Origin of the sequence: Bacillus sp. SRB_331 (genome assembly GCF_003264175.1) — a bacterium.
GTDB classification, from domain to species: Bacteria; Bacillota; Bacilli; order Bacillales; family Bacillaceae_G; genus Bacillus_A; species Bacillus_A mycoides.
Genome location: NZ_NADV01000040.1, coordinates 62,820 through 84,351, shown reverse-complemented (window position 1 = coordinate 84,351; position 21,532 = coordinate 62,820). Strand labels below are relative to the sequence as shown.

At 34.0% G+C, this 21,532-nt stretch carries 21 protein-coding genes and 1 riboswitch; of the genes, 8 read left to right on the top strand and 13 right to left on the bottom strand.

Annotated features, from left to right (window positions below; all coding sequences use genetic code 11):
* Positions 1-23: 23 nt before the first annotated feature.
* Both B5P42_RS24345 and B5P42_RS24340 read right to left on the bottom strand, forming a co-directional pair.
* Positions 24-806, bottom strand: a complete 783-nt coding sequence (locus B5P42_RS24345) for a nucleotidyltransferase domain-containing protein (protein ID WP_113735460.1) — start codon at positions 804-806, stop codon at positions 24-26.
* Between the two features lie 111 nt (positions 807-917).
* Positions 918-2,027: a PRK06851 family protein gene (locus tag B5P42_RS24340; RefSeq protein ID WP_113735459.1), complete on the bottom strand. Its 1,110-nt coding sequence runs from the start codon at positions 2,025-2,027 to the stop codon at positions 918-920.
* Between the two features lie 149 nt (positions 2,028-2,176).
* Positions 2,177-2,289: riboswitch (SAM riboswitch) on the top strand.
* A gap of 85 nt (positions 2,290-2,374) precedes the next feature.
* Between B5P42_RS24340 and B5P42_RS24335 the strand changes: the two genes are divergently transcribed.
* Positions 2,375-3,007, top strand: a complete 633-nt coding sequence (locus B5P42_RS24335; protein ID WP_002091277.1) for a cyclase family protein — start codon at positions 2,375-2,377, stop codon at positions 3,005-3,007.
* Positions 3,008-3,032: 25 nt separating this feature from the next.
* Here the strand turns inward: B5P42_RS24335 and B5P42_RS24330 are convergent, their stop codons facing one another.
* The 7 genes from B5P42_RS24330 to B5P42_RS24300 form a co-directional block, all read right to left on the bottom strand.
* Complete coding sequence (locus tag B5P42_RS24330) at positions 3,033-3,416, bottom strand: hypothetical protein (protein WP_033708170.1); 384 nt, start codon at positions 3,414-3,416, stop codon at positions 3,033-3,035.
* A 229-nt stretch (positions 3,417-3,645) separates the two neighbouring features.
* The gene (locus B5P42_RS24325) at positions 3,646-4,872 is read right to left on the bottom strand and encodes an ATP-binding protein (RefSeq protein ID WP_113735458.1); all 1,227 of its coding nucleotides are present in this window, start codon (positions 4,870-4,872) and stop codon (positions 3,646-3,648) included.
* A 143-nt stretch (positions 4,873-5,015) separates the two neighbouring features.
* The gene (locus tag B5P42_RS24320) at positions 5,016-6,281 is read right to left on the bottom strand and encodes an S-adenosylmethionine decarboxylase related protein (RefSeq protein ID WP_113735457.1); all 1,266 of its coding nucleotides are present in this window, start codon (positions 6,279-6,281) and stop codon (positions 5,016-5,018) included.
* Positions 6,282-6,514: 233 nt separating this feature from the next.
* The gene (locus B5P42_RS24315; RefSeq protein ID WP_113735456.1) at positions 6,515-7,183 is read right to left on the bottom strand and encodes an LSm family protein; all 669 of its coding nucleotides are present in this window, start codon (positions 7,181-7,183) and stop codon (positions 6,515-6,517) included.
* Between the two features lie 178 nt (positions 7,184-7,361).
* A complete protein-coding gene (locus tag B5P42_RS24310; RefSeq protein ID WP_016103225.1) occupies positions 7,362-7,805 on the bottom strand; it encodes a hypothetical protein in 444 nt (147 codons plus the stop codon).
* A 20-nt stretch (positions 7,806-7,825) separates the two neighbouring features.
* Positions 7,826-8,350 (bottom strand): hypothetical protein, encoded by a 525-nt coding sequence (locus tag B5P42_RS24305; protein ID WP_002029525.1) that lies wholly within the window; start codon positions 8,348-8,350, stop codon positions 7,826-7,828.
* Between the two features lie 234 nt (positions 8,351-8,584).
* A complete protein-coding gene (locus B5P42_RS24300) occupies positions 8,585-8,824 on the bottom strand; it encodes a helix-turn-helix domain-containing protein (protein ID WP_002029523.1) in 240 nt (79 codons plus the stop codon).
* Positions 8,825-8,998: 174 nt separating this feature from the next.
* Between B5P42_RS24300 and B5P42_RS24295 the strand changes: the two genes are divergently transcribed.
* Positions 8,999-9,367 (top strand): hypothetical protein, encoded by a 369-nt coding sequence (locus B5P42_RS24295; RefSeq protein ID WP_060751286.1) that lies wholly within the window; start codon positions 8,999-9,001, stop codon positions 9,365-9,367.
* 295 nt (positions 9,368-9,662) lie between these two features.
* On the opposite strand, the gene B5P42_RS24290 is transcribed toward B5P42_RS24295, so the two are convergent.
* Positions 9,663-10,712, bottom strand: a complete 1,050-nt coding sequence (locus B5P42_RS24290) for an NAD(P)/FAD-dependent oxidoreductase (RefSeq protein WP_078178040.1) — start codon at positions 10,710-10,712, stop codon at positions 9,663-9,665.
* A 330-nt stretch (positions 10,713-11,042) separates the two neighbouring features.
* Between B5P42_RS24290 and B5P42_RS24280 the strand changes: the two genes are divergently transcribed.
* The 3 genes from B5P42_RS24280 to B5P42_RS24270 are packed head-to-tail and all read left to right on the top strand — an operon-like array spanning position 11,043 to position 14,053.
* Positions 11,043-11,960 carry an iron-hydroxamate ABC transporter substrate-binding protein gene (locus B5P42_RS24280; RefSeq protein ID WP_113735454.1) on the top strand — a complete coding sequence of 306 codons (918 nt, stop codon included), beginning with the start codon at positions 11,043-11,045 and terminating at the stop codon, positions 11,958-11,960.
* Positions 11,961-12,008: 48 nt separating this feature from the next.
* Positions 12,009-13,049, top strand: coding sequence for a FecCD family ABC transporter permease (locus tag B5P42_RS24275; protein WP_113735453.1), 1,041 nt, complete (start codon positions 12,009-12,011; stop codon positions 13,047-13,049).
* Positions 13,046-14,053 carry a FecCD family ABC transporter permease gene (locus B5P42_RS24270; protein ID WP_113735452.1) on the top strand — a complete coding sequence of 336 codons (1,008 nt, stop codon included), beginning with the start codon at positions 13,046-13,048 and terminating at the stop codon, positions 14,051-14,053. Before B5P42_RS24275 ends, B5P42_RS24270 begins: the two co-directional genes overlap by 4 nt.
* A gap of 45 nt (positions 14,054-14,098) precedes the next feature.
* On the opposite strand, the gene B5P42_RS24265 is transcribed toward B5P42_RS24270, so the two are convergent.
* From B5P42_RS24265 to mtnK, 3 genes are read right to left on the bottom strand one after another with little or no spacing between them, the layout of a single operon-like run.
* Complete coding sequence (locus B5P42_RS24265; protein WP_002029515.1) at positions 14,099-14,740, bottom strand: L-fuculose-phosphate aldolase; 642 nt, start codon at positions 14,738-14,740, stop codon at positions 14,099-14,101.
* A gap of 54 nt (positions 14,741-14,794) precedes the next feature.
* Positions 14,795-15,838: an S-methyl-5-thioribose-1-phosphate isomerase gene (gene mtnA / locus B5P42_RS24260; protein ID WP_033708738.1), complete on the bottom strand. Its 1,044-nt coding sequence runs from the start codon at positions 15,836-15,838 to the stop codon at positions 14,795-14,797.
* A gap of 12 nt (positions 15,839-15,850) precedes the next feature.
* Positions 15,851-17,080: an S-methyl-5-thioribose kinase gene (gene mtnK, locus B5P42_RS24255; RefSeq protein WP_113735451.1), complete on the bottom strand. Its 1,230-nt coding sequence runs from the start codon at positions 17,078-17,080 to the stop codon at positions 15,851-15,853.
* Positions 17,081-17,655: 575 nt separating this feature from the next.
* Here mtnK and ahpC point away from each other — a divergent pair.
* From ahpC to B5P42_RS24240, 3 genes are all read left to right on the top strand, one after another.
* Positions 17,656-18,219: an alkyl hydroperoxide reductase subunit C gene (gene ahpC, locus B5P42_RS24250; RefSeq protein ID WP_000924420.1), complete on the top strand. Its 564-nt coding sequence runs from the start codon at positions 17,656-17,658 to the stop codon at positions 18,217-18,219.
* 14 nt (positions 18,220-18,233) lie between these two features.
* The gene (gene ahpF / locus B5P42_RS24245) at positions 18,234-19,760 is read left to right on the top strand and encodes an alkyl hydroperoxide reductase subunit F (protein WP_002124933.1); all 1,527 of its coding nucleotides are present in this window, start codon (positions 18,234-18,236) and stop codon (positions 19,758-19,760) included.
* A 325-nt stretch (positions 19,761-20,085) separates the two neighbouring features.
* A complete protein-coding gene (locus B5P42_RS24240) occupies positions 20,086-21,477 on the top strand; it encodes a hypothetical protein (protein WP_113735450.1) in 1,392 nt (463 codons plus the stop codon).
* The last annotated feature ends 55 nt before the right edge of the window (positions 21,478-21,532 follow it).

The following is a 21,532-nucleotide window of genomic DNA, read 5'->3' as shown; positions in this document are numbered from 1 at the left end:
CTTTACAAAGGGTACAGATTAACTCACTTGTGCTCTTTTTCATATACTTCAAACAACATATTTCGAAATAATGTATTCAAACTCTCAATATCAATCCCTAATCTCTTTTCAATGTTTTTCACATATTGCTGATAATAATTAATTTGTTCTTCTAAAAATTGATTTAGCACCTGAATTTTCAATCCAATGTCCAATTCAGTACCTGCTTTTTTCTTTATTAACAACTTTTCAATTTCATTCAATACACTAGGCTCTACTGATAGTTCCATAATTAACCGGTCAAATTCTACTGGGGGCAATGTCCCTTTCTCTTCTAACCATTTACAAGCTAAAATAGGACGTAATACGTAAAAGTACTTTTTCAACTTTACATTTTCACCTTGTAAAAATTCACGATAGTTTTTTGAAGCCATATGTAAGTAATGATATATCGTTGATTTCGGATTAAAATCCTTTTCACTCATTTGCTGAAGCTGCTCTGGAAGGTTCGAGTTTTCCGAATAAAAAATCGGCGATCGAATCCATTCGAGTAACGCTGGATTTGACTTCGCGAATAGTTGCAATGCCTTTTTAATATCCCAGCCACTTATATCTAAATCATCGCTAATCGGATATTCAATTACATCACGTTTATCATGAATTGATAAATACCATTCTACTGGATGTATATAAACAAACCTAACATCATAATCGCTATCTTTCGATGGAAATCCCCAAGCACGACTCCCTGATTCCACTGCAAATAAAATTTTCACATCATTCTCTTTTTCAATTCTTTCTAACTCTAATTCAATTTTCCCTCTCATTTCATACCATCCCCATTTTTTGATTATTTCCTTGGAAATTCGACAAATATACTACTAATTTTACTACACACTAAAATAACTGCCAGAATTTTTCTGACAGTTTAACAAAACCTATTTTTTCTTTTCAATTACAGTAGCGGTAATTCGTTCAAACTCTTTTTGAATTTCCTCTTTATATGCATCCACTTTTGAAAAATCCATAGCAGCAATATAAATTCGTTCTAATTTATCACGAACTGATTTTGCTTTTGCTAAGAAAGACATCGCCTCATTCATTTTTGCTTTATATTGAATGGAAACGTCACGAATTTCTGTAGCATACTTCTCATCCGTCCCTGGTTTAACAATAAGAGCATACATATCTATAATCTCATCACCTTCGCGACTTGGAAAATATTCATGTGGTGCGGTACTATCAAAAATTGCAAATCCTAATTCTCTTACGATAACCATATCAAGACTATTTGGATCAAATCCACAATGATATACTTCTACTTCAAACCCTTTTTCTTCTGCTGCCTTCGATAACTTTTTAAGCATTGTTGATTTTCCAGAACCCGGGCGTCCTTTTATAAAATAACGATGTGGTAATCCTTCTGTTAAATTAGGAACAAAATCAACTGCTCCTTTCGGTGTAGCAGCTCCTAAAAAACGATGTTTCACAATCGATTGTTTTCCCTTTTTATCTGCAAATAATTTCTGAATTAGCTGTTCTGTTAGTTCATTTGCTTTATTAAAATCAATGTTATTAATATATATTTTCTCCCACTCATCATGTATAACTAACGCCTCTTCAAAACATCCGTAAGCAGATTTGAAAGCCTTGCCCGCTTCTAATACAAACCGTTCAATTTCTAACTTCTGCTTTCTTAATTTATCTGAGTCCCAAGCAACTCCTAAATTTATATATTCTTCAATAACTCCTGGCATTTTCGGCTCAATAACATGTGGTGATGTTCCATCAACAATTCCTACTTTTAATTTCGGAATAATCACTCCATCAACTGACTTATTATCAGAAGAACAATGCAAAAGTTCAATATCATATCCTTTTTCAACCCATTCACGACCTATTGCCTTAATTAAAGAAGATTTTCCCGTTCCTGGACCACCCTTTAAAATAAACAACCTATCTAGCCCTTTTAAATTCTCTTCGTATAAATTATGAAATCCTCTAGCTGTATTGCCACCAGCATAATAATTTAATACATTCCCTGTCACTGCACTCACTCCTTCGCAACAGTCTACTTACATAAGCTACAATATGCGAGCAACTTTATTTGGGTGAACACCTAATTTGTATTGCACGAAAAAAGGAAATGAATTACAATTTAAATATCACAAATATTCCGAATTTAAAACCAAATAAACCTTTATCAAGAGAGGCAGAGGGACCGGTCCTTTGAAGCCCAGCAACCTCAGTTTATGCAAACTGAATAGGTGCTAATTCCTGCAAAATGCATTGCATTTTGGAAGATAAAACTCAGCTAGTATGTAAAGCTCATCTTTCTTGATTATGAAGGATGGGCTTTTTATTATTTGAAAAAAATATATTGGAGGTATGTAAAATGAAAGTAATTGATCTATCACAAACGTTTGAAAATAATATGTCTCAATTTCCTGGAACACCAAAAATCCAACTAGAAGCCATTACAAGCGTTGAAGAAACCGGTTATCAAGTTACGAATTTTCATTCTGTCGTTCATGTTGGTACGCATTGTGATGCGCCTGCTCATTTCATTTCAGGCGCAACCACTATTGATCAATTACCCCTAAATCAATTTGTAGGCGAAGCTGTTCTTATCGATGTGACTCATGTTCAAGAGCGAAAATTACCTAAGGAAGTATTACACACTGTCGACATAAAAGAAGGCGATATTGTCATTTTCCATTCCAATCTATCTAATAAATGGAATACCGAAGCTTATGAGAAAGAAGCGTTTTATCTTTCCGAAGAATTAGCTGAAGAACTAGTTCAATTAAAAGTAAAATCTGTCGGTTTAGATTTTATTTCTCCTGATGAGGTAACGACAGAAACATCACCGATTCATCACATACTGTTAGGAAATAATATTTACTTAATTGAAAACTTAACAAACTTAGATGCCATTAAAGCGAAACGATTCTTTTTCTCAGCAGCACCTTTAAAAATTAAAAATAGTGACGGTGCTTTCGCAAGGGCATTCGCTGTTATTTTTTAAACATGGTCTACAAAAAAAGCAAAGATCACTTTTGACCTTTGCTTTTATATTTTTTATTTAAGTTAAAAAAGAATTGCTCCACCCTTGGTCGTATCCAAGCTAAATAATCTTTATCTTTCTTCTTTGTACAAGCTATCTCTTCTCCATCTACCATTTCGACAAGTTCTAGCTCTAACAGTTGCCTCGTAAATGCTACCATATTTACTTCTTCTGCTGGATATTCTTCTTTTAATTTCTCCTCAATTTCTCCCAATAAAAAACCGTCACGCATCATTGCTAGTGCATCAATCCAAAGTGGCGGCATTTCATATGTCTCTCCTGTAATCGTATCTTTTACAATATAGTTCTTTTGCTCTTTTCGAAATTGAATCGTGTGTAAACATACAGTCGAATTTAATGTTAATTCCATCATACCACCCCTTTCATCATATCCGCATAGAAAAAAGGATGCGCGTGCACCCCTTCTTTTCTTTTCATAACACTACTGAACCGTTACATGAGCTAAAAGCTCTATGTCGATATTTTCCTCCATTATAAACGAAGTTTTTTATAAAAAAAACCCTTCTTGAAACATTTTATAAAATGTTTATATTTACACAACAAGAACACTTTTCTGAAAAGTAATTTCGTCTAATGCACTACACTGTTGGTAAATAAATTTCCACTTTCGTTCCTATCCCCATACTACTTTCAATCGCGATACTCCCTTGATGTTCTTCAATAATTTTATATGTAATCATTAATCCAAGACCTGTACCATTCTCTTTTGTTGTATAAAAAGCTTTTCCGATCTTTTCTATTTTCTCATTTTCTATCCCAAGACCTTGATCTTCAACAGAAATACACAAGTTCTCTCCAGCTTTTTCATATGCCAGAATCCGAATATTCCCGCCTCCTGGCATCGATTCAATTCCATTTTTGATGATGTTTAACAACACTTGTTTTAATTGCTTATCATCACCATTTATAACGGGTAAATTTCCATCTACTTGCAAATTAAATTTAACTTTATATTGAGTCGCATAGCTTTCCATTAACTGTACAACATATAAAAGGATTTCCCCTATATTACACCATTCATAATTTGTTGGTTTCGGTTTTCCTAATAACATCAATTCACTAACAAACCCATTAATTCTCTCAATTTCTTGCAGCATAATCTCATAGCTCATCGTATCTTCAAGATTTCTTTCTTTTTGAATTTGTGTAAATCCTTTTAAAGCTGTTAATGGATTTCGAATTTCATGAGCGATTGTTGTAGACATAGTCCCAATAACCGCTAAATTTTCTGTCTCTTTCATACTGTTCATCATCTCAACAACTGTCCTTACATAAGATTGAAATCTCTTTAATAAAGAATGCGAAATGATGAAAAAGAATATACATAATACAAGCGGAATCACAACTTTTACATCTTGTAATATCAAAGTAAAAAATACATATTTTCCAATTACACTACAGGAAACGAAATAAAAATATTTTCTGTTCACGAAAATCGGTGCAAATAGAATTAAAAATATTTCAACCATATTTCCATTTTCAAAAACACGATCACTGTGTAAATAAATCATTAAGTTATTAATAAGATCAATAAGCATGTACCCAATTAAAAATAAGTATTTCACAAAATATACATAACCTTGTTTTTGAAGATATATTGAAATAGGAAATAAAGATATTACTAATATATATACACCTATTCCCATACCACCTTCTGGCCACCCTACCCTTGCTTCATTAATATTCATAGCGGGATAAACAAAATAATAGATAACGTCATATAAAAAGAATATAATATAGAATAATAATATAAATACTTTTAAAGCTTCTCTTTCTTCATAAATCAAGCTCTTGTATTTGTTCATATAAAAACTCCTCTTGATCAATACCAAAAAACATTTCAAGTGTTATCTCTTTAAATTATAATTATGAAATTGCTTTCAGGGCAACATGTAACCTTCTAATACTAAAAGGAAGGAGATACAGCTCCTTCCTTTTCAGTTACAATTTATATCCATCTTACCCTATCATTTAGCAATCCATCTGTAAAATTATTATGTCCTACTACAAAATCCTTCATATATAAATTTAAATATTCCCCATACTTACTTTCAGTATTTAATAATAATTCTTCTACATAATAAGCGCCTTGTCCAAAAGTATCTAACAGTAAACTACATAAGCCAGCATAAATTCCACACCCTACTTGGAAGTACGTCGCATTTGTTTTATATTTTTGAAAAACTTGGCTACTATTCATTACATTATACATGTATGTCTCATTATGTTCATAAACGAGTAACACACCGACTAAATCTTCTCCTATAATATCATCTTCTGCTGGATTAAATACTTTACGATTCCAATTCCATAAATCTTCCACTTTATCTAAGTTCTGTCTAATTAAGTTTGTTGTATACTCATTGATCCGATAAAGAAAACCCACTTCCATATTAAAAGATTTCCCTAAAATTAAAACTTCTTCATGTGGCATTAAGCAACCATAAAATTCTTTTTCACCTAACTTTACTTTATACTCTGAAGCATATACATCCTCATAAAAGTAAAGTGGACGATGATGACTCATATACATAGGATAACTCCATATCGCTTCATCAAGAAAACGCTCAACTGCCCATGATGCATAAAGTGTATGAGGTTTTATAAGCTCTTTATCATTCAAAAATGAATTATCATGTTCTACAATATAGCATGCTCGCGGCTTTTCATTTGGACGTTCTTTCATAAGCTCAACAACCATCCATTGAACAACACCAGGATTCATACCTGAGCCTATAATCGCTCTTGTATTTGTAAATGTTTCTTTCTCCTTCTCAAACCTCGTATACCTTTCCGTAAGCTGAAAACCAAGTAAACTATCGTCTTGATCTACTGCCTCATTTTCCAAAGCCGAATTAATATAACAAATGCCAAGGTCATTACAACAACTCAGTACCCTAATTGTATCTGCACCTGAAACATCAATAACAACCTTCGTTCTTTTTTCCTTTAAATGATGTTTAAATTTGACTACATCTTGAAGGTTTATTTCATATAAAAAAAATTGCTCTTTCAAATTTGGAAACAACTCATCATAATAACTTTTATCTTTTTGTTTTATATCCACCAAATGGAAGTTCACATTCTTTATCACTTCATAAATTGGATCTTTTTCATTTACTACCGCTTGATTCAAAATTGCTAACACTGCTTTTGCTGCTCCACCAGCACTTCCAAGTAATGTAATCGAAAACGAATTTGGAAACTGCTCCACAAACAAAACCCCTTTAATAAAGTAGTTGAGCAGCACTTCCTCAAAAAGTGAATTGAATACACCAAAAGGTAGCTCGTACATCTTTAGTACAAGATTGCCCCTTCAAAGATCACACTAACATACCTATATGATATTCAATTCATTTTCCCCCTCATATCCAAATCGAATTAAACAAATAGGCTCGACCTTTTCTTCCCTATATATAAAAGAAAAAGCCAGCCCTCTCAACTAGTCTACGGACAATGGACAGATTTTACATGTTGAATATTTACATACATTTTTGCATCACGTGCTTTTAATATTTCAATATGCCCTTCATCAATTTTCGCCATCTTTCCGATTTTGTTAGATTCTTCACCTAAATCAAACACCATAATTTTCCCAGACATTTTAATAAGCTGTTCTTCGAACGTTCTCGCTAAAGTAATATTTAATGGATTTACGGGGAGTTCATTTTTATTGAGGGAATAAGGGACTTGGTTCTCTTTATAAGGAATTAGCCATTTCAAATGCTTTAAAGATATATATACCGTTTTATAAACTGGACTATAAAAAACAATATAATCGTTCATTACACTTGTAACATAACCGTGTATCGGAACATTTCCTGCCACATAAATTTCTGTAAAAATCCCTTTAGATGTGATTAATACTTTTCTCAAAGAAATTGAAGGTGATTCCCTCTTAATTACAGAGTCCACACCAGGCTTTAATATTTCTTCATCATGCTCTCTTAAAAATTTATAATATTGGATATGGTATAAAGATATATATACATAGTCTTGTCCATTGTAAAGAACAACAATATCATTCCCTACATCAATTAATATACCTCTAAATCTTCTTTCACCGATTAATTTAACGTATATATTTTCCCCAATGTTCTTGTTTAACTCATTCATCTATATCCTCCTTTCTATGAAATTGCGCTTTTCTGTCTTCCATTTCAAAAAAATAATCAGGGGCAATGTTCTGTCTTTTAATAGTAAGAATTCTTTTTCATATACCGCGAAATTATTGCAGCAAAATATGAAATCGTTCTTCACTTTCAATCATAATGCCCCTTTTATTTATTAAACATTATTCTTCTTCATTCTTTTTGTTTTTAACTATTTGACTCACACTCTTAATATGAGAATTAATTATATAAATGACCTCATCACCGTTTACTAGTGTAATACTTCCATCATGTATATCACTTAATAAACCTTCCACACACTCTGGTCCACCACGATTAATCTTTATCCATTTATACTTCAAGTCATTTAATACATCTAAAAAAGTATCTTCATCAGCATAGAAACATGAACCATATTCTCCCGGTGCTTCTTTCACTTTCCTAACTAGACTCTTCACATGTTTCAACTGGTAATATACTAATTCTCCAAGAGGCAATTGTAGTGTAAGGTAATCTTTTCCTAATGATACGAGTACACCTACTCTACTTTCTGGTCCGCGAAGATTTACTTTTACATTTTCACCGACTAAACCTTTAATTTGATCACAGCATAATACACTCTCCAATTTTATACCCTCCTTTCTTATTATCTTCCTCTACTTGATTGTCTTTGTGCACGAGCGCGACTTGAATTATTACTGTTTTCATTACTTTTCTCATCGCTACTCTCATCACTATTCTCTCCACTTACTGGTGCATTATAATTAACACTCTTAATATGAGATAGTGCAATTAATACCACTTCTTCTTTTATAATTAACGTTACATAATCGCAAGAAACGTCTTGTAAAATACCTTCAACTTTCTCTGGACCACCACGATTAATTTTCACCCAGCGGTATTTGAAGCCTTGAAGTAGCGTTTCAAAGTCTTCTGCACTGTCTTCTTCCGACCATACAGAATCACCTATCCCACCATCTTTCGTATTTTTTGTAATGCTTTTCAGATGGCGAAGCTGGTAGTAATGGTACTCTCCTTTTTCATTCTGTAATACGACGTAGTCCGTACATACTGACACTATTATTCCTTTTTGAGATTCCGGTCCACCTCTGTTTACTCTTACATAAGATCCAATTAATTCTTTCAAAAAATCCCAATGAAATAAACTCACGAGAAAACCCCTTCCATTAATTTATAAGCTTTTGCACTGATAGTATATGTATCTGTACAGGTTATGTTCGCTATGTTTGTCCCCGCTATGAAAAAATATGCTTTTAACTAATAGTACTAATCCCTATAAAATCTTCTTTCCCTTAAAGTAACTCTAGGATTTCGGATGACTTTTTCATCCCTTAATATAAAAATCCCCCGTATTAAGNNCTTAATACGGGGGATTTTTATAAATTTAATCTTCGTCTTTAACATCCATATCTTCTGGAATTGGTTCGTTTAATATTTCTTCCACTAACTGCTTATATTTCTCCATTTGTTCTAAATGTGTATTAAACTGTTCCTTGTTTATTAAATATTGCTCTCCATCAAACAGTGCACGAATTTTCTTTTGCTGAATTAAGTCTTCAACATACGATTTTGGTAATTTCAAATACTCCGCAGCCTCTTCTATCGTTATATACAATGTGTTCATTCCTTTATTATTTTTTCATATATATAATGTATCTTACTTTATTTTTGTAAACAAATAAAAAAGATTTTGTAAATACAAATTAAAAAGCAGGTAGATGCATTCCATATATTGTATAATAGTATAGTAAGTATTTTTTAAAATATAGAATGGTATTACACAAAGGAGAGTTAACATATGGCTACTCGTCACATCATTACAATGTTAGAAAAAACATTACAAGTTGAAACAGAAAACACAATTTCTCATCTATCTAATTCTTTATCCGATCGTATCCTTTCACAAAGTGCAGCAGTACATGAAAACAATTGCTATCATACAATTGGCGAATGGTACAAAAATCATTTCTTATTCCAACAAGATGATTTCCTTTGGGCTAAATACGTTTTCTATGACGCATATTGTGAGGCTATAAAAAAACAAGGTCATCTTACAAAACGCGTTCGCCAAATATTAGAATCATTAGCTCGAAAACACGGAAAACAATACATTACGTCTATACTAAATATGCCATTTCCTAATGAACAGGCAAAAGGGACCGCATAATTTTATAATGGACAGCGCGAACCAAATGTAGATTCATTATTTTCTAGACAGATTTACAAATAAAACGTTCAAGTCTTTGTATTCCCTTGTTAAAGAAATACATTCATATGACAAGAACTAATGAAACCGGTGTCATGATAATGATTGAAAATATAATAAACAGGAAAACCCCCACCTCAAAATTCAGCGAATGCGAGGGAGTTAGGTGGGAGATCACCTGCCCGTAAAAGCCCGATTGGTGAAGGCTAATAATCATTGGGGGGATGGCCCCCCCAATGATTAAAGTTTCACTTTATTATTTCATCATCTGCTTAATCAATTCTCGATTTCTCTTCTTAAATACTTCATTATGAGAAGAAACCATTCCGTACTCACTTGCATCAGGTTGAATAAATTGTTTCGCTTTATTCACAGCGTTTCCAGCATCTTGGAATGCCCCTGCAATTAAATGTAATTTCCCGTCATGCTTTAAAATATCTCCAGCAGCATATAATCCATCTACAGACGACTCACTATTTGCATTACCTGCAATATAAAAATTATCTATAATTGCAACATCTAACTCACTGTTTTCCAATAATGTAATATCACGTTCATATCCATGATTAATAATAACTTCATCGATAGATAAATGAGAAATCTCTCCTGTTTCATGATTTGTTAATTCTACATATTCAATCGCTTCATGGTTATCACCAGCAATTAATTTTGTAATCGATGTATTAAAGAAACATTCTGCTGAACTGTTCATAAGTTGTTTTACTTGTGCTTCATGACCAGATAATTCTTCTTTTCTATATGTTAAATAAACTTTTTTCGCGATTGGTTCTAATTCGTTCGCCCAATCAATTGCGGAGTTCCCTCCGCCTGAAATAATTACCGTTTTATCTTTGAAACGTTTTAACGATTTAACTGTATAATTTAAATTTGAGACTTCGAATCTCTCAGCACCTTCAATTGATAACTTTTGTGGATTCAATATACCACTACCAGTTGCGACGATCACTGTTTTTGAAAAATGTTCTTCCCCAGAGCTTGTTTTCAACGTAAAAATGCCATCCTGATTACGAATAATTGATTCTATTTTTGTATTCAATACAACTTCAGGCTGAAATGTTAATCCTTGTTGTACAAGTTGCTCAATTAATTTCTCACCAGTGACCGGTAATAATCCGCCAATATCCCAAATCATTTTCTCCGGATAAACATGTATTTTTCCACCTAACTGTGGTTGAAATTCTATTATTTTCGTTTTCATCTCTCTTAGTCCACTATAAAAAGCTGAATAAAGCCCTGCAGGTCCTCCGCCTATCACAGTTACATCAAACAATTCTTCTTGATTCATTCGTGTCACTCCTCAGCTACTAATAATTGATTATCATTCTCAATAAAATATAACTTGTTTTTATAAATTTTACAATCAAAATCACTATTGACAATACACCTATATAAAATTATAGTATTTAAATAATCAATAGTGATAATCATTATCAATTTGTTAATTATTAGCAACTGTGAGATTACATCTTCTTCTATTACTATGGTGAATACTACATGGTAAAATCTCAAGTTCAAGATTGTTAATAAGACTTTTATATTACCACTAACTTTTCAAAAGATCAAAGCTAAACAATTTATTGTATATCACATATCATCTATCAAAAGGAGAAAGACGATGAAAAAATTTTTTATTTCACTAACAGTTCTGTTCGTCCTTGTTATGAGTGCTTGTAGCAACGGTTCAACAGACAAGAAGAACGACGCAAAAGGTAAGAAATCAGAAACAATTACATACCAATCTGAAAATGGTAAAGTAGAAGTTCCAGCAAATCCACAACGTGTTGTTGTCCTATCATCATTCGCTGGTAACGTAATGTCATTAGGTGTAAATCTTGTTGGGGTAGATTCATGGTCTAAACAAAACCCACGTTTCGATAGCAAACTGAAAAATGTCGCTGAAGTATCAGATGAAAATGTTGAAAAGATTGCAGAATTAAATCCAGATTTAATCATTGGTTTATCAAATATTAAAAATGTTGATAAGTTAAAGAAAATCGCTCCTACTGTAACATACACTTACGGAAAAGTTGATTACTTAACACAACACTTAGAAATCGGTAAATTATTAAATAAAGAAAAAGAAGCAAAAACTTGGGTTGATGATTTCAAGAAACGCGCACAAACAGCTGGAAAAGACATTAAAGCGAAGATTGGTGAAGATGCAACAGTTTCTGTTGTTGAAAACTTCAACAAACAGCTTTACGTATACGGCGAAAACTGGGGCCGTGGAACAGAAATTCTTTACCAAGAAATGAAATTAAAAATGCCTGAAAAAGTAAAAGAAAAAGCTTTAAAAGAAGGATACTACGCATTATCTACTGAGGTATTACCTGAGTTTGCTGGTGATTACTTAATCGTAAGTAAAAACAAAGATACTGATAACTCATTCCAAGAGACAGAATCATATAAAAACATTCCAGCAGTAAAAAATAATCGTGTATATGAAGCAAACATGATGGAATTCTATTTCAATGATCCACTTACATTAGATTTCCAACTAGACTTCTTCAAGAAGAGCTTTCTTGGTCAATAATACAAACATGAGGAATTCTTAATTTAAGAATTCCTCTTCCTTTATTCTATGAAAAGAAAAGATGTGAAACGAATGAAAAAAGAGCAAGACAACCTACGTTCCAACGCTTTTACATACAAATTAATTTTGAGTATCATTGCATTCTTTCTTATTTTTATGTTTGCAATGGTGTTAGGCGCTGCAGATACTTCTATAAAAGACGTATGGTTAGCACTTACTTCCTCTGCTAAAGGAGATAAGCTATCCATCCTTCGTGAAATACGTTTACCACGTGAAGTTGCTGCTATTTTTGTAGGAGCTGGACTCGCTGTTTCTGGTGCAATTATGCAAGGATTAACGCGAAACCCACTTGCCGATCCTGGATTACTTGGCCTAACTGGTGGCGCAAATGCTGCACTTGCACTAACACTTGCCTTCAATCCTTCTATAAGCTACCTTTACTTAACACTAGCTTGCTTTATCGGTGCTGCAATTGGCGCTATTATGGTATTTGGAATTGGCATGGTGAAAAAGGGCGGACTTTCCCCTCTTCGAATTGTATTAACTGGTGCTGCTGTTTCAGCATTTCTACTTGCAATCTCAGAAGGTGTTGGCATTTACTTTAAAATTTCACAAGATGTATCAATGTGGACGGCTGGGGGCGTAATTGGAACGAGTTGGAGCCAATTAAAAATTATTATTCCGGTTATTTCAATAAGTATATTTATCGCTATCTTACTTGCAAAGAAATTAACAGTTCTTAGTTTCAGTGAAGAAGTTGCCGTTGGACTCGGTCAAAAAATTATCGTCATTAAAACGATTTTATTTATCATTATTATCTTGCTTGCAGGTGCTTCTGTAGCGCTTGTCGGAAACATGGCATTTATCGGCTTAATGATACCTCATATGGTTCGTCCAATCGTTGGACCAGATTACCGTTTTGTTATACCGATGTCAGCCATCGCTGGTGCTTCCTTTATGCTGCTCGCAGATACAATCGGACGTACAATTAACGCTCCGTATGAAACACCAGTTGCTGCAATTGTCGCAATTGTAGGATTACCATTCTTCCTATTTATTGTACGTAAAGGAGGAAGATCTTTCTCATGATGCAATCTATTCTAAAGAAACAACGCCTTATCATACTTGCATTACTCATACTTACCATCACAACAATTGTAATTGGAATGGGACTCGGTTCTGCCGCTCTCTCCTATGACAGATTAATCCCAACACTTATGGGACAAGGTTCATTTAAAGAAGAATTCGTTTTATATTCTTTAAGGCTACCTAGAATCGGCATTACATTATTAGCTGGTATGGCACTCGCTTTATCAGGTGCTGTATTACAAGGTATTACCCGAAACGATTTAGCTGAACCTGGTATTCTCGGCATTAACGCTGGTGCTGGTGTTGCAGTTGCTTTTTTCTTTCTATACTTCCCGATAGACGTAGGTTCATTCCTTTACCTACTACCAGTCGTTGGATTTATCGGTGCGTTTCTAACAGCTGTTCTAATTTACGTATTTTCATATAGCAAATCCACAGGCCTTCAGCCAATCAGATTAACATTAACCGGCATCGGTTTTTCCTTTGCACTATCTGGCGCGATGATTGTACTTATTTCATCTGCAGATCGTATGAAAGTAGACTTTATCGCTAAATGGATTGCCGGAAACATTTGGGGAGATGACTGGACATTTGTTTTAGCAATGCTTCCTTGGCTAATCGTATTAATCCCATTTGTTTTCTATAAGGCAAATAGATTAAATATACTAGCATTAAACGAGCCAGTAGCAATCGGTGTTGGAATTGAAATTGAAAAAGAACGAAGATACTTATTAATCGCAGCCGTTGCACTTGCTGCCGCTGCTGTTTCCGTAACAGGAGGCATTAGCTTTATCGGACTTATGGCTCCTCACATCGCCAAATCTTTAGTAGGTCCAAGGCATCAAATATTCATCCCTATCGCCGTTTTAATCGGCGGATGGTTATTACTACTAGCGGATACAATTGGACGAAATATCGTCGAACCTAGCGGTATTCCAGCTGGTATTGTCGTTGCTTTAATTGGTGCTCCTTACTTTATGTATTTGTTATTGAAGAAGGCATAGAGAAACACCCTCAAGATTTTTTCTTGAGGGTGTTTTCATTTCATTTTACTGCTGCCCATACCCTTCAAACTTCTTCGCCAAATTCTCCATCTCGTCTTCTGGCAGTAATTTCGGTTCTCCGACACTTTTCGTTTGATAATAAATTTGAGCACAAAACTCTATTTCTTCTGCAATAGTAAACGCCATTTTTATATTATTCGCTCCGGCCATTAAACCATGGTTCGCAAGTAAAACTGCACGGCGATCAATCATGCCCTCGAAAGCAGCCTCTGCTAATTGCTCCGTACCAAATGTTTCATACGGTGCACAGCGTACATTCGGGCCTGCAAAAGCAATTAAATACGATACTGCAGGAAGTTCCCACCCTAATGATGCGATTGTCTTCGCGTAAGGAGAATGTGTATGCACAAGCGCATTTATATCTTCACGATTTCTATAATAGATAAGGTGCATATCTAATTCGCTTGATGGTTTTCTCTCTCCTTCTATCACTTCACCATCTAAATTCAATATAACTACATCTTCAGGCGTCGTTTCATAATAATCTAGACCACTTGGGCTAATTGCAACAAGACCTTGTTCACGATTGAAAATACTAATATTACCGCCAGTCCCCTTTGTTAAACCACTAGAAATCATTTTCTTTCCGTACGCTACAACTTCTTCTCTTTCTTTTTGCAGTAACATATACATCCCCCTAGTAAGAAACTTATGATGACTATTTTTCTAAAAACTATCTACTTATTGAAATAGCTTTTTTAAATTCTCCATAAACGGTGCTTTTACAATCCCTTTTTCCGTAATAATCGCTGTTACATTTTCATATGGCGTGACATCAAATGCCGGATTGTATACTTTACTTTCTTGCGGAGCAGAGTATTGTCCGAAACGATTGATCACTTCAGAAGCATCCCTTTCTTCAATTGGAATTTCTTTTCCTGTCAGTGTTTTCAAATCAATTGTCGGCGTTGGTGCTGCTACATAAAATGGAATGTTATAATATTTAGCCAAAATCGAAACACCTAATGTTCCAATTTTATTTGCTACATCCCCGTTTGCTGCTACACGATCACATCCAACGATTACTGCATCGATTTTCCCTTGTGACATGACCATTGCCGCCATATTATCTGTAATGACCGTGACATCAATTCCCGCTCGCTGCAGTTCTAATGCCGTTAACGTTGAACCTTGTAATCTAGGGCGTGTTTCATCGGAATAGATTTTTAAGTCCCATCCTTTTTCTTTCGCTAAGTACATTGGAGCTGTCGCAGTTCCATACTTAGTCGTTGCTAACGCACCTGCATTACAATGCGTTAATACCCCCATGCCATCATGGAATAATGTTAATGCATGTTCTCCAATTTGACGGTTAATTTCTTCATCTTCTCTATGAATCTCTTTTGCTTCTTCTAATAATCTATCTTTCAACTGCGCAATTGATAAGTGAGCATTCTCTTTCGCGACACTTTCCATTCTTTCAAGCGCCCAAAATAAATTTACTGCCGTCGGTCTTGATGTCGCTAAGTATGCACATACCTTTTTTACTTCCGCTATGAATTCTTCCGCCGAACTTTCCGCAACTTCCTTTACTCCTAAATACACACCGTAGGCTGCTGAAACACCTATTGCCGGCGCTCCTCGTACTTTCATTACTTGAATCGCATCCCACACACCCTCAGCCGTTTTAAAAGATTCATAGACTACTTCGTTCGGTAATACCGTTTGATCCAATAACACTAAAGCATCATCTTTCCACTGAATTGGTATTAATTGCTCTGCCATCATCTTCTCCCCTTATTTCGCACTATGCATTGACTGTTTTTTTAACGTTTCTACAAAGCTGCTACCTGTTTTATATTGATTCGCTTGTAAAATAAACTTCTTCGCTGCCTGAAGACAAATTCGCTCCGCTCTAGCACGCGCTGCTTCATTCTCAATACAAGTCATATCCTTTACCTTCGCTAGACCAACAATACGACGAATTAACTCAAGACCCGTCACTGCAGCTGTATCCTCTAATACAGATTGTAAATAAACTCGGTTAAAGCCTTCTTCCTTCGCCATAATCTCTGTCACATGAATATCCCAAGCATCTAAAAACTTCTTCTTAAATAAATCAATTACATCTATCATGGTAGATTCTATCCAGTTCATATATGTATCTTTCTCAATACCAGATTGCATCACTGCATCTGCATTCACCCATGCAAACATTAAATTCGCCATTATATTCCCAACGTCATATCCCATAGGTCCATAAAAAGCAAATTCAGGATCAATAACCTTTGTAGAATCACTTTTTACAAAAACAGAACCAGTATGTAAATCACCGTGAAGTAGCGCTTGTGCATTCGTCATAAACGAAAACTTAAGTTTTGCTACTTCCATACGAAGCTCTTTATCACTATAAATATGCTCCCTAATCCATCCTTCATTTAATTGAAACAATTCGTTGCGTTTATTATGGTTTGTGAATGGCTCTGAATATACGAGGTCCTCTGTAATCTCACATAACTCAGGATTTATATAATTCTTCACGAGTTCCTTCTTCTCTTTATGATTCATTACAACATCTGATGTTAATAGAAGAGTATTTACCATAAAAGTAGTTAAATCATCAGCAAGTCTCGGAAACATTTGATGATTTATGAGTGCTGTACGCAATATTGTGTGATCTGATAAATCTTCCATCACGCAACAATTCATCACACTATCGAACAAATATACATTTGGCACGAGTCCAGGTGCTAATTCTCCTTCTAATCGTAAAACATCTGATTCTATACGGATTCGATTCGTCGACAACTTAAACTCATCTGAAATACGCGCTGTATCCCCAGCTTGTTTTACAATGACAGAAATGCTCTTCTGTTCATCACAAACGCGGAACACATAATTTAAATTACCATCACCTATTTCTTTACACTTTAGCCCCTTTGCATGCTCGAACTTAGGTAATTTCTCTTGCACATATGCAATCACATCTTTAGCTTCCATTAAAAAATACTTCGTGAACTTAGGCATGGTTTCCCCTCCACACTAAATGTAAACGTTTTCTAAAAGCCATAAAAAATAATAGACTGAAATTTTTTCAATCTATACTATATCTTCTCTATTGCAATACATATCTCGCTTTTATTATATCTTGTTAGAAATGAGCGTCAATGTTTCTATTTCTCATTGCAATATACTTCTTATTATATATATTTATGATGACAATAATTGTTCACAAAGATTCCGATACATTTTGTTTTATTTATTGCACAATTCTTTGTAAAATAGAAGTAAGCAGTTCCTTTTCAAATCCACAACTTCTAAGAAATATTTCCTTCCTAAGAATTTATACTTACACCATGTCTCTAACATACACACTACTCTTTCAAACACTCATTGAAAATTACCTTTTAATTCCCTAGCAGCCTTAATTGAGAATAAATATTAATTAAATTGGTATAAAGTTGGTTTATTCTCTTGACAAAATAACCACTTCTATATGATAATTAATATCGAATTAGAATTATTATAGTTAATTAAAAAATATATTTTATGAGCAAACTATTTTTTGATGCTCAAAACCAACCTTTAGGAGGAATTTTAATATGTTATTAATCGGCACAGAAGTAAAACCGTTTAAAGCTAACGCTTACCATAATGGAGAATTTATCCAAGTTACTGACGAAAGTTTAAAAGGAAAATGGAGCGTAGTTTGTTTCTACCCAGCAGACTTCACATTCGTTTGTCCAACTGAACTTGAAGACTTACAAAACCAATACGCAACTCTAAAAGACTTAGGCGTTGAAGTATACTCTGTATCTACAGACACTCACTTCACTCACAAAGCATGGCATGATAGCTCAGAAACTATCGGCAAAATCGAATACATTATGATTGGTGACCCAACTCGCACAATCACTACAAACTTCAACGTTTTAATGGAAGAAGAAGGTCTTGCTGCTCGTGGTACATTCATCATCGATCCAGACGGCGTTATCCAATCTATGGAAATCAATGCTGACGGTATCGGCCGTGACGCAAGCATTCTTGTTAACAAAATTAAAGCAGCTCAATACGTACGTAACAACCCAGGTGAAGTTTGTCCAGCTAAATGGCAAGAGGGTTCTGCAACACTTAAACCAAGCCTTGACCTTGTAGGCAAAATCTAAGGAGTTCGATCAAAATGATACTAGATGCAGATATAAAAACACAACTATCCCAATACCTTCAGTTAATGGAGAACGATATTTTACTTAAAGTAAGCGCAGGAGACGATAACGTATCTAAAGATATGTTATCTCTAGTAGATGAATTAGCTACTATGTCATCTAAGATTACAGTAGAAAAAGTTGAACTAGAGAGAACACCAAGCTTTAGCGTAAATCGCCCTGGTGAAGACACTGGTGTCGTATTCGCTGGTATTCCATTAGGACACGAATTTACTTCATTAGTGTTAGCTTTACTACAAGTGAGTGGACGTGCTCCAAAAGTTGAACAAAAATTAATCGATCAAATCAAAAACATTCAAGGCGAATATCATTTTGAATCTTATATCAGCCTAAGTTGTCATAACTGTCCTGATGTTGTACAAGCTCTTAACGTAATGAGCGTTCTAAACTCTGGTATTACACATACTATGATTGATGGCGCTGCATTTAAAGAGGAAGTAGAAAGTAAAGACATCATGGCAGTACCAACTGTTTACCTAAACGGCGAATCTTTCGGAAGCGGTCGTATGACACTTGAAGAAATTTTAGCTAAAATGGGTAACGGTCCAGATGCATCAGAGCTTTCTGATAAAGATCCATACGATGTTCTTGTTGTTGGTGGCGGCCCAGCTGGTGCAAGTGCAGCAATTTATGCAGCACGTAAAGGCATCCGCACTGGTATCGTTGCTGAGCGCTTCGGTGGTCAAGTAATGGATACTATGGGTATTGAGAACTTCATCAGCGTAAAACGCACTGAAGGTCCTAAGCTAGTAGCAAGCCTTGAAGAGCACGTAAAAGAATACGACATCGATGTAATGAATCTACAACGTGCGAAACGTTTAGAGAAAAAAGAACTTATTGAAGTGGAACTTGAAAACGGCGCTATTCTGAAAAGTAAGAGCGTAATCGTTTCAACAGGTGCTCGCTGGCGTAATGTTGGCGTACCGGGTGAAGCTGAGTTCAAAAACAAAGGTGTAGCATACTGCCCACACTGTGACGGTCCATTATTCATCGGAAAAGATGTAGCGGTTATCGGCGGTGGTAACTCTGGTATTGAAGCAGCTATCGACTTAGCAGGTATTGTTAAGCACGTAACTGTTCTTGAATTCATGCCAGAATTAAAAGCTGATGCTGTATTACAAGAACGTCTTAACAGCTTACCAAACGTAACTGTTCTGAAAAACGTTCAAACGAAAGAAATCACTGGTACTGATAAAGTAAACGGTATTTCTTACATCGATCGTGAAACTGAAGAAGTACACCATGTTGAATTACAAGGTGTATTCGTTCAAATCGGTCTTGTGCCAAACACAGACTGGTTAGGCGAAACAGTTGAACGCGTTCGCGGTGAAATCGTAACAGACAAGCACGGCGCTACAAACGTACCAGGAGTGTTTGGTGCAGGTGACTGTACAAATAATCCGTACAAACAAATCATTATCTCTATGGGTTCAGGTGCGAATGCAGCTTTAGGTGCATTTGATTACTTAATCCGTAACTAATTTAGACATAGTAGTAGTTTTTTCATAATTGTATAACATTTTTGTTAGCTCAAAGTATAAAAAATTTCTTCATAAAACACTGTACTATTTAACAATTAGTACAGTGTTTTTCTGTTTTAAAACTGGTATAGTTTTTTCACAAAATATCTATTCAAGTCATCAAAATAATTATCAATCTGCAATTTCTTTTTTTTACTGGATTACTATTAAATAATATTATTGAGACAGTTCTTTGTCCGTAATTTGAGGCATCAACCAGTACTATTTCTGGATAAAAACGATTAATTATACCAAATATTCATTTTCTACAAAGGAGATAACCGTTATGGAAATAATAAAAAATAGTTTATTTTTTATAATCTCATTTCTCATTAAGTTAATTTTTTCTGCATTTACCGTTATTAAATCAGTGTTTGCCTCCACTATTCTATGTATTATTTTTCAGTATATATTTTTATTTTTTATCATTATACTTAGTTTAGCCGTACTCCAATTTATCACTCATGGAATCAGGTTCAAAGTATTGAAATACCTATATCATAAATTTATTAGAAACAAAAATCTAAAAGTAATACGATTAATAACTGAATTGTATTATCTTTCAGATAAACTTTTGTACTTTATCTCTCCGCGAGTCCTATATGCATCTGCATATAGGGAAGATAATTCAGTTGACAAAACTAAACCATTTAGCCCTATTCATTGGTACAATTCTCTTAAGTCATTTATAAGTACAATGTTCCAAATTTCATTTGTGAATATTTTAATATGGTTTATTATTTTATTATTTTATCAACCTACTTTAATACAAAATATTACTGAGATTTTACATCGGAATAATATTTCTAATATAATAAAACATCTAGATTATAAAGCAATTAATGCTGTAACAGGATGTTTAGCACTTCTTATATCTACGTTTACATTAATATTATTTAGAACAACAATATTAACATCAAAAGCAAAAAAAAAATTATATGATGAAAGATATGAACAAGTTATTAAATCCCAATTAAAAATTTCTGCATCATTAAGTAAATGTTTATACAAATCCAAACAAAATATCAATACCTTAGAACGGCAATTAGACTTTATAACAAATCAATTTTGTAAGAAATTAACTCATTCTGAAAGTTATATTTTTTCTAATGGAAAACTACAGTATGATCCTAGAATAAAATACTATCGCTCCCCTAATACCATAGAATTATTTACATGTTATAATCCATTAAAAAAAGAAGTAGAAGAGATACTAGACTCCTTAATAGAAATCAATAATAACTCAATTAACAACATATACTTTAAATTAAATAAACACTCTAAATACGAAATTGAACAATTAGGAATTAATCCTTTAAATACATCTTTAAACTTAGATGCACTTCTTCTTAGTCAAGAATTTTTATCCAATACCTTTACTAACATGCTCAATCACTATGAACATTTAAATACTCGCTTTATCAAAATTAAAGAACTACGATCGGGCTTTTTATCCGAAGAACAGTTTATGAAAGAATATATATACTTCTCAAAATCCATGGAAGATATAATTTCCATGGAAGAAAATGATTTACAAGAAGCAGTAATTAATTTTCGGAATTCACTCATCAACAAGTTTGAGGAATCTATTTACTATTATGTAATTACCCAACAATACGTTAATAACTCATACAAAAAATCTCGTTTAAGTCTTTCTGATTTATTTTTTGGAAAATAATAACTTTATAGTTACAGAAGAAAGTAAGGTATCTAAATTCTTTCCTTACTTTTTT

Bases quoted from the DNA above. Each gene is read 5' to 3' on its own strand.
- B5P42_RS24345 (WP_113735460.1), bottom strand. From the start codon at position 806: ATGAGAGGGAAAATTGAATTAGAGTTAGAAAGAATTGAAAAAGAGAAT.
- B5P42_RS24335 (WP_002091277.1), top strand. From the start codon at position 2,375: ATGAAAGTAATTGATCTATCACAAACGTTTGAAAATAATATGTCTCAA.
- B5P42_RS24330 (WP_033708170.1), bottom strand. From the start codon at position 3,416: ATGGAATTAACATTAAATTCGACTGTATGTTTACACACGATTCAATTT.
- B5P42_RS24325 (WP_113735458.1), bottom strand. From the start codon at position 4,872: ATGAACAAATACAAGAGCTTGATTTATGAAGAAAGAGAAGCTTTAAAA.
- B5P42_RS24315 (WP_113735456.1), bottom strand. From the start codon at position 7,183: ATGAATGAGTTAAACAAGAACATTGGGGAAAATATATACGTTAAATTA.
- B5P42_RS24300 (WP_002029523.1), bottom strand. From the start codon at position 8,824: ATGAACACATTGTATATAACGATAGAAGAGGCTGCGGAGTATTTGAAA.
- B5P42_RS24295 (WP_060751286.1), top strand. From the start codon at position 8,999: ATGGCTACTCGTCACATCATTACAATGTTAGAAAAAACATTACAAGTT.
- B5P42_RS24290 (WP_078178040.1), bottom strand. From the start codon at position 10,712: ATGAATCAAGAAGAATTGTTTGATGTAACTGTGATAGGCGGAGGACCT.
- B5P42_RS24280 (WP_113735454.1), top strand. From the start codon at position 11,043: ATGAAAAAATTTTTTATTTCACTAACAGTTCTGTTCGTCCTTGTTATG.
- B5P42_RS24275 (WP_113735453.1), top strand. From the start codon at position 12,009: ATGAAAAGAAAAGATGTGAAACGAATGAAAAAAGAGCAAGACAACCTA.
- B5P42_RS24270 (WP_113735452.1), top strand. From the start codon at position 13,046: ATGATGCAATCTATTCTAAAGAAACAACGCCTTATCATACTTGCATTA.
- B5P42_RS24265 (WP_002029515.1), bottom strand. From the start codon at position 14,740: ATGTTACTGCAAAAAGAAAGAGAAGAAGTTGTAGCGTACGGAAAGAAA.
- mtnA (WP_033708738.1), bottom strand. From the start codon at position 15,838: ATGGCAGAGCAATTAATACCAATTCAGTGGAAAGATGATGCTTTAGTG.
- mtnK (WP_113735451.1), bottom strand. From the start codon at position 17,080: ATGCCTAAGTTCACGAAGTATTTTTTAATGGAAGCTAAAGATGTGATT.
- ahpC (WP_000924420.1), top strand. From the start codon at position 17,656: ATGTTATTAATCGGCACAGAAGTAAAACCGTTTAAAGCTAACGCTTAC.
- ahpF (WP_002124933.1), top strand. From the start codon at position 18,234: ATGATACTAGATGCAGATATAAAAACACAACTATCCCAATACCTTCAG.
- B5P42_RS24240 (WP_113735450.1), top strand. From the start codon at position 20,086: ATGGAAATAATAAAAAATAGTTTATTTTTTATAATCTCATTTCTCATT.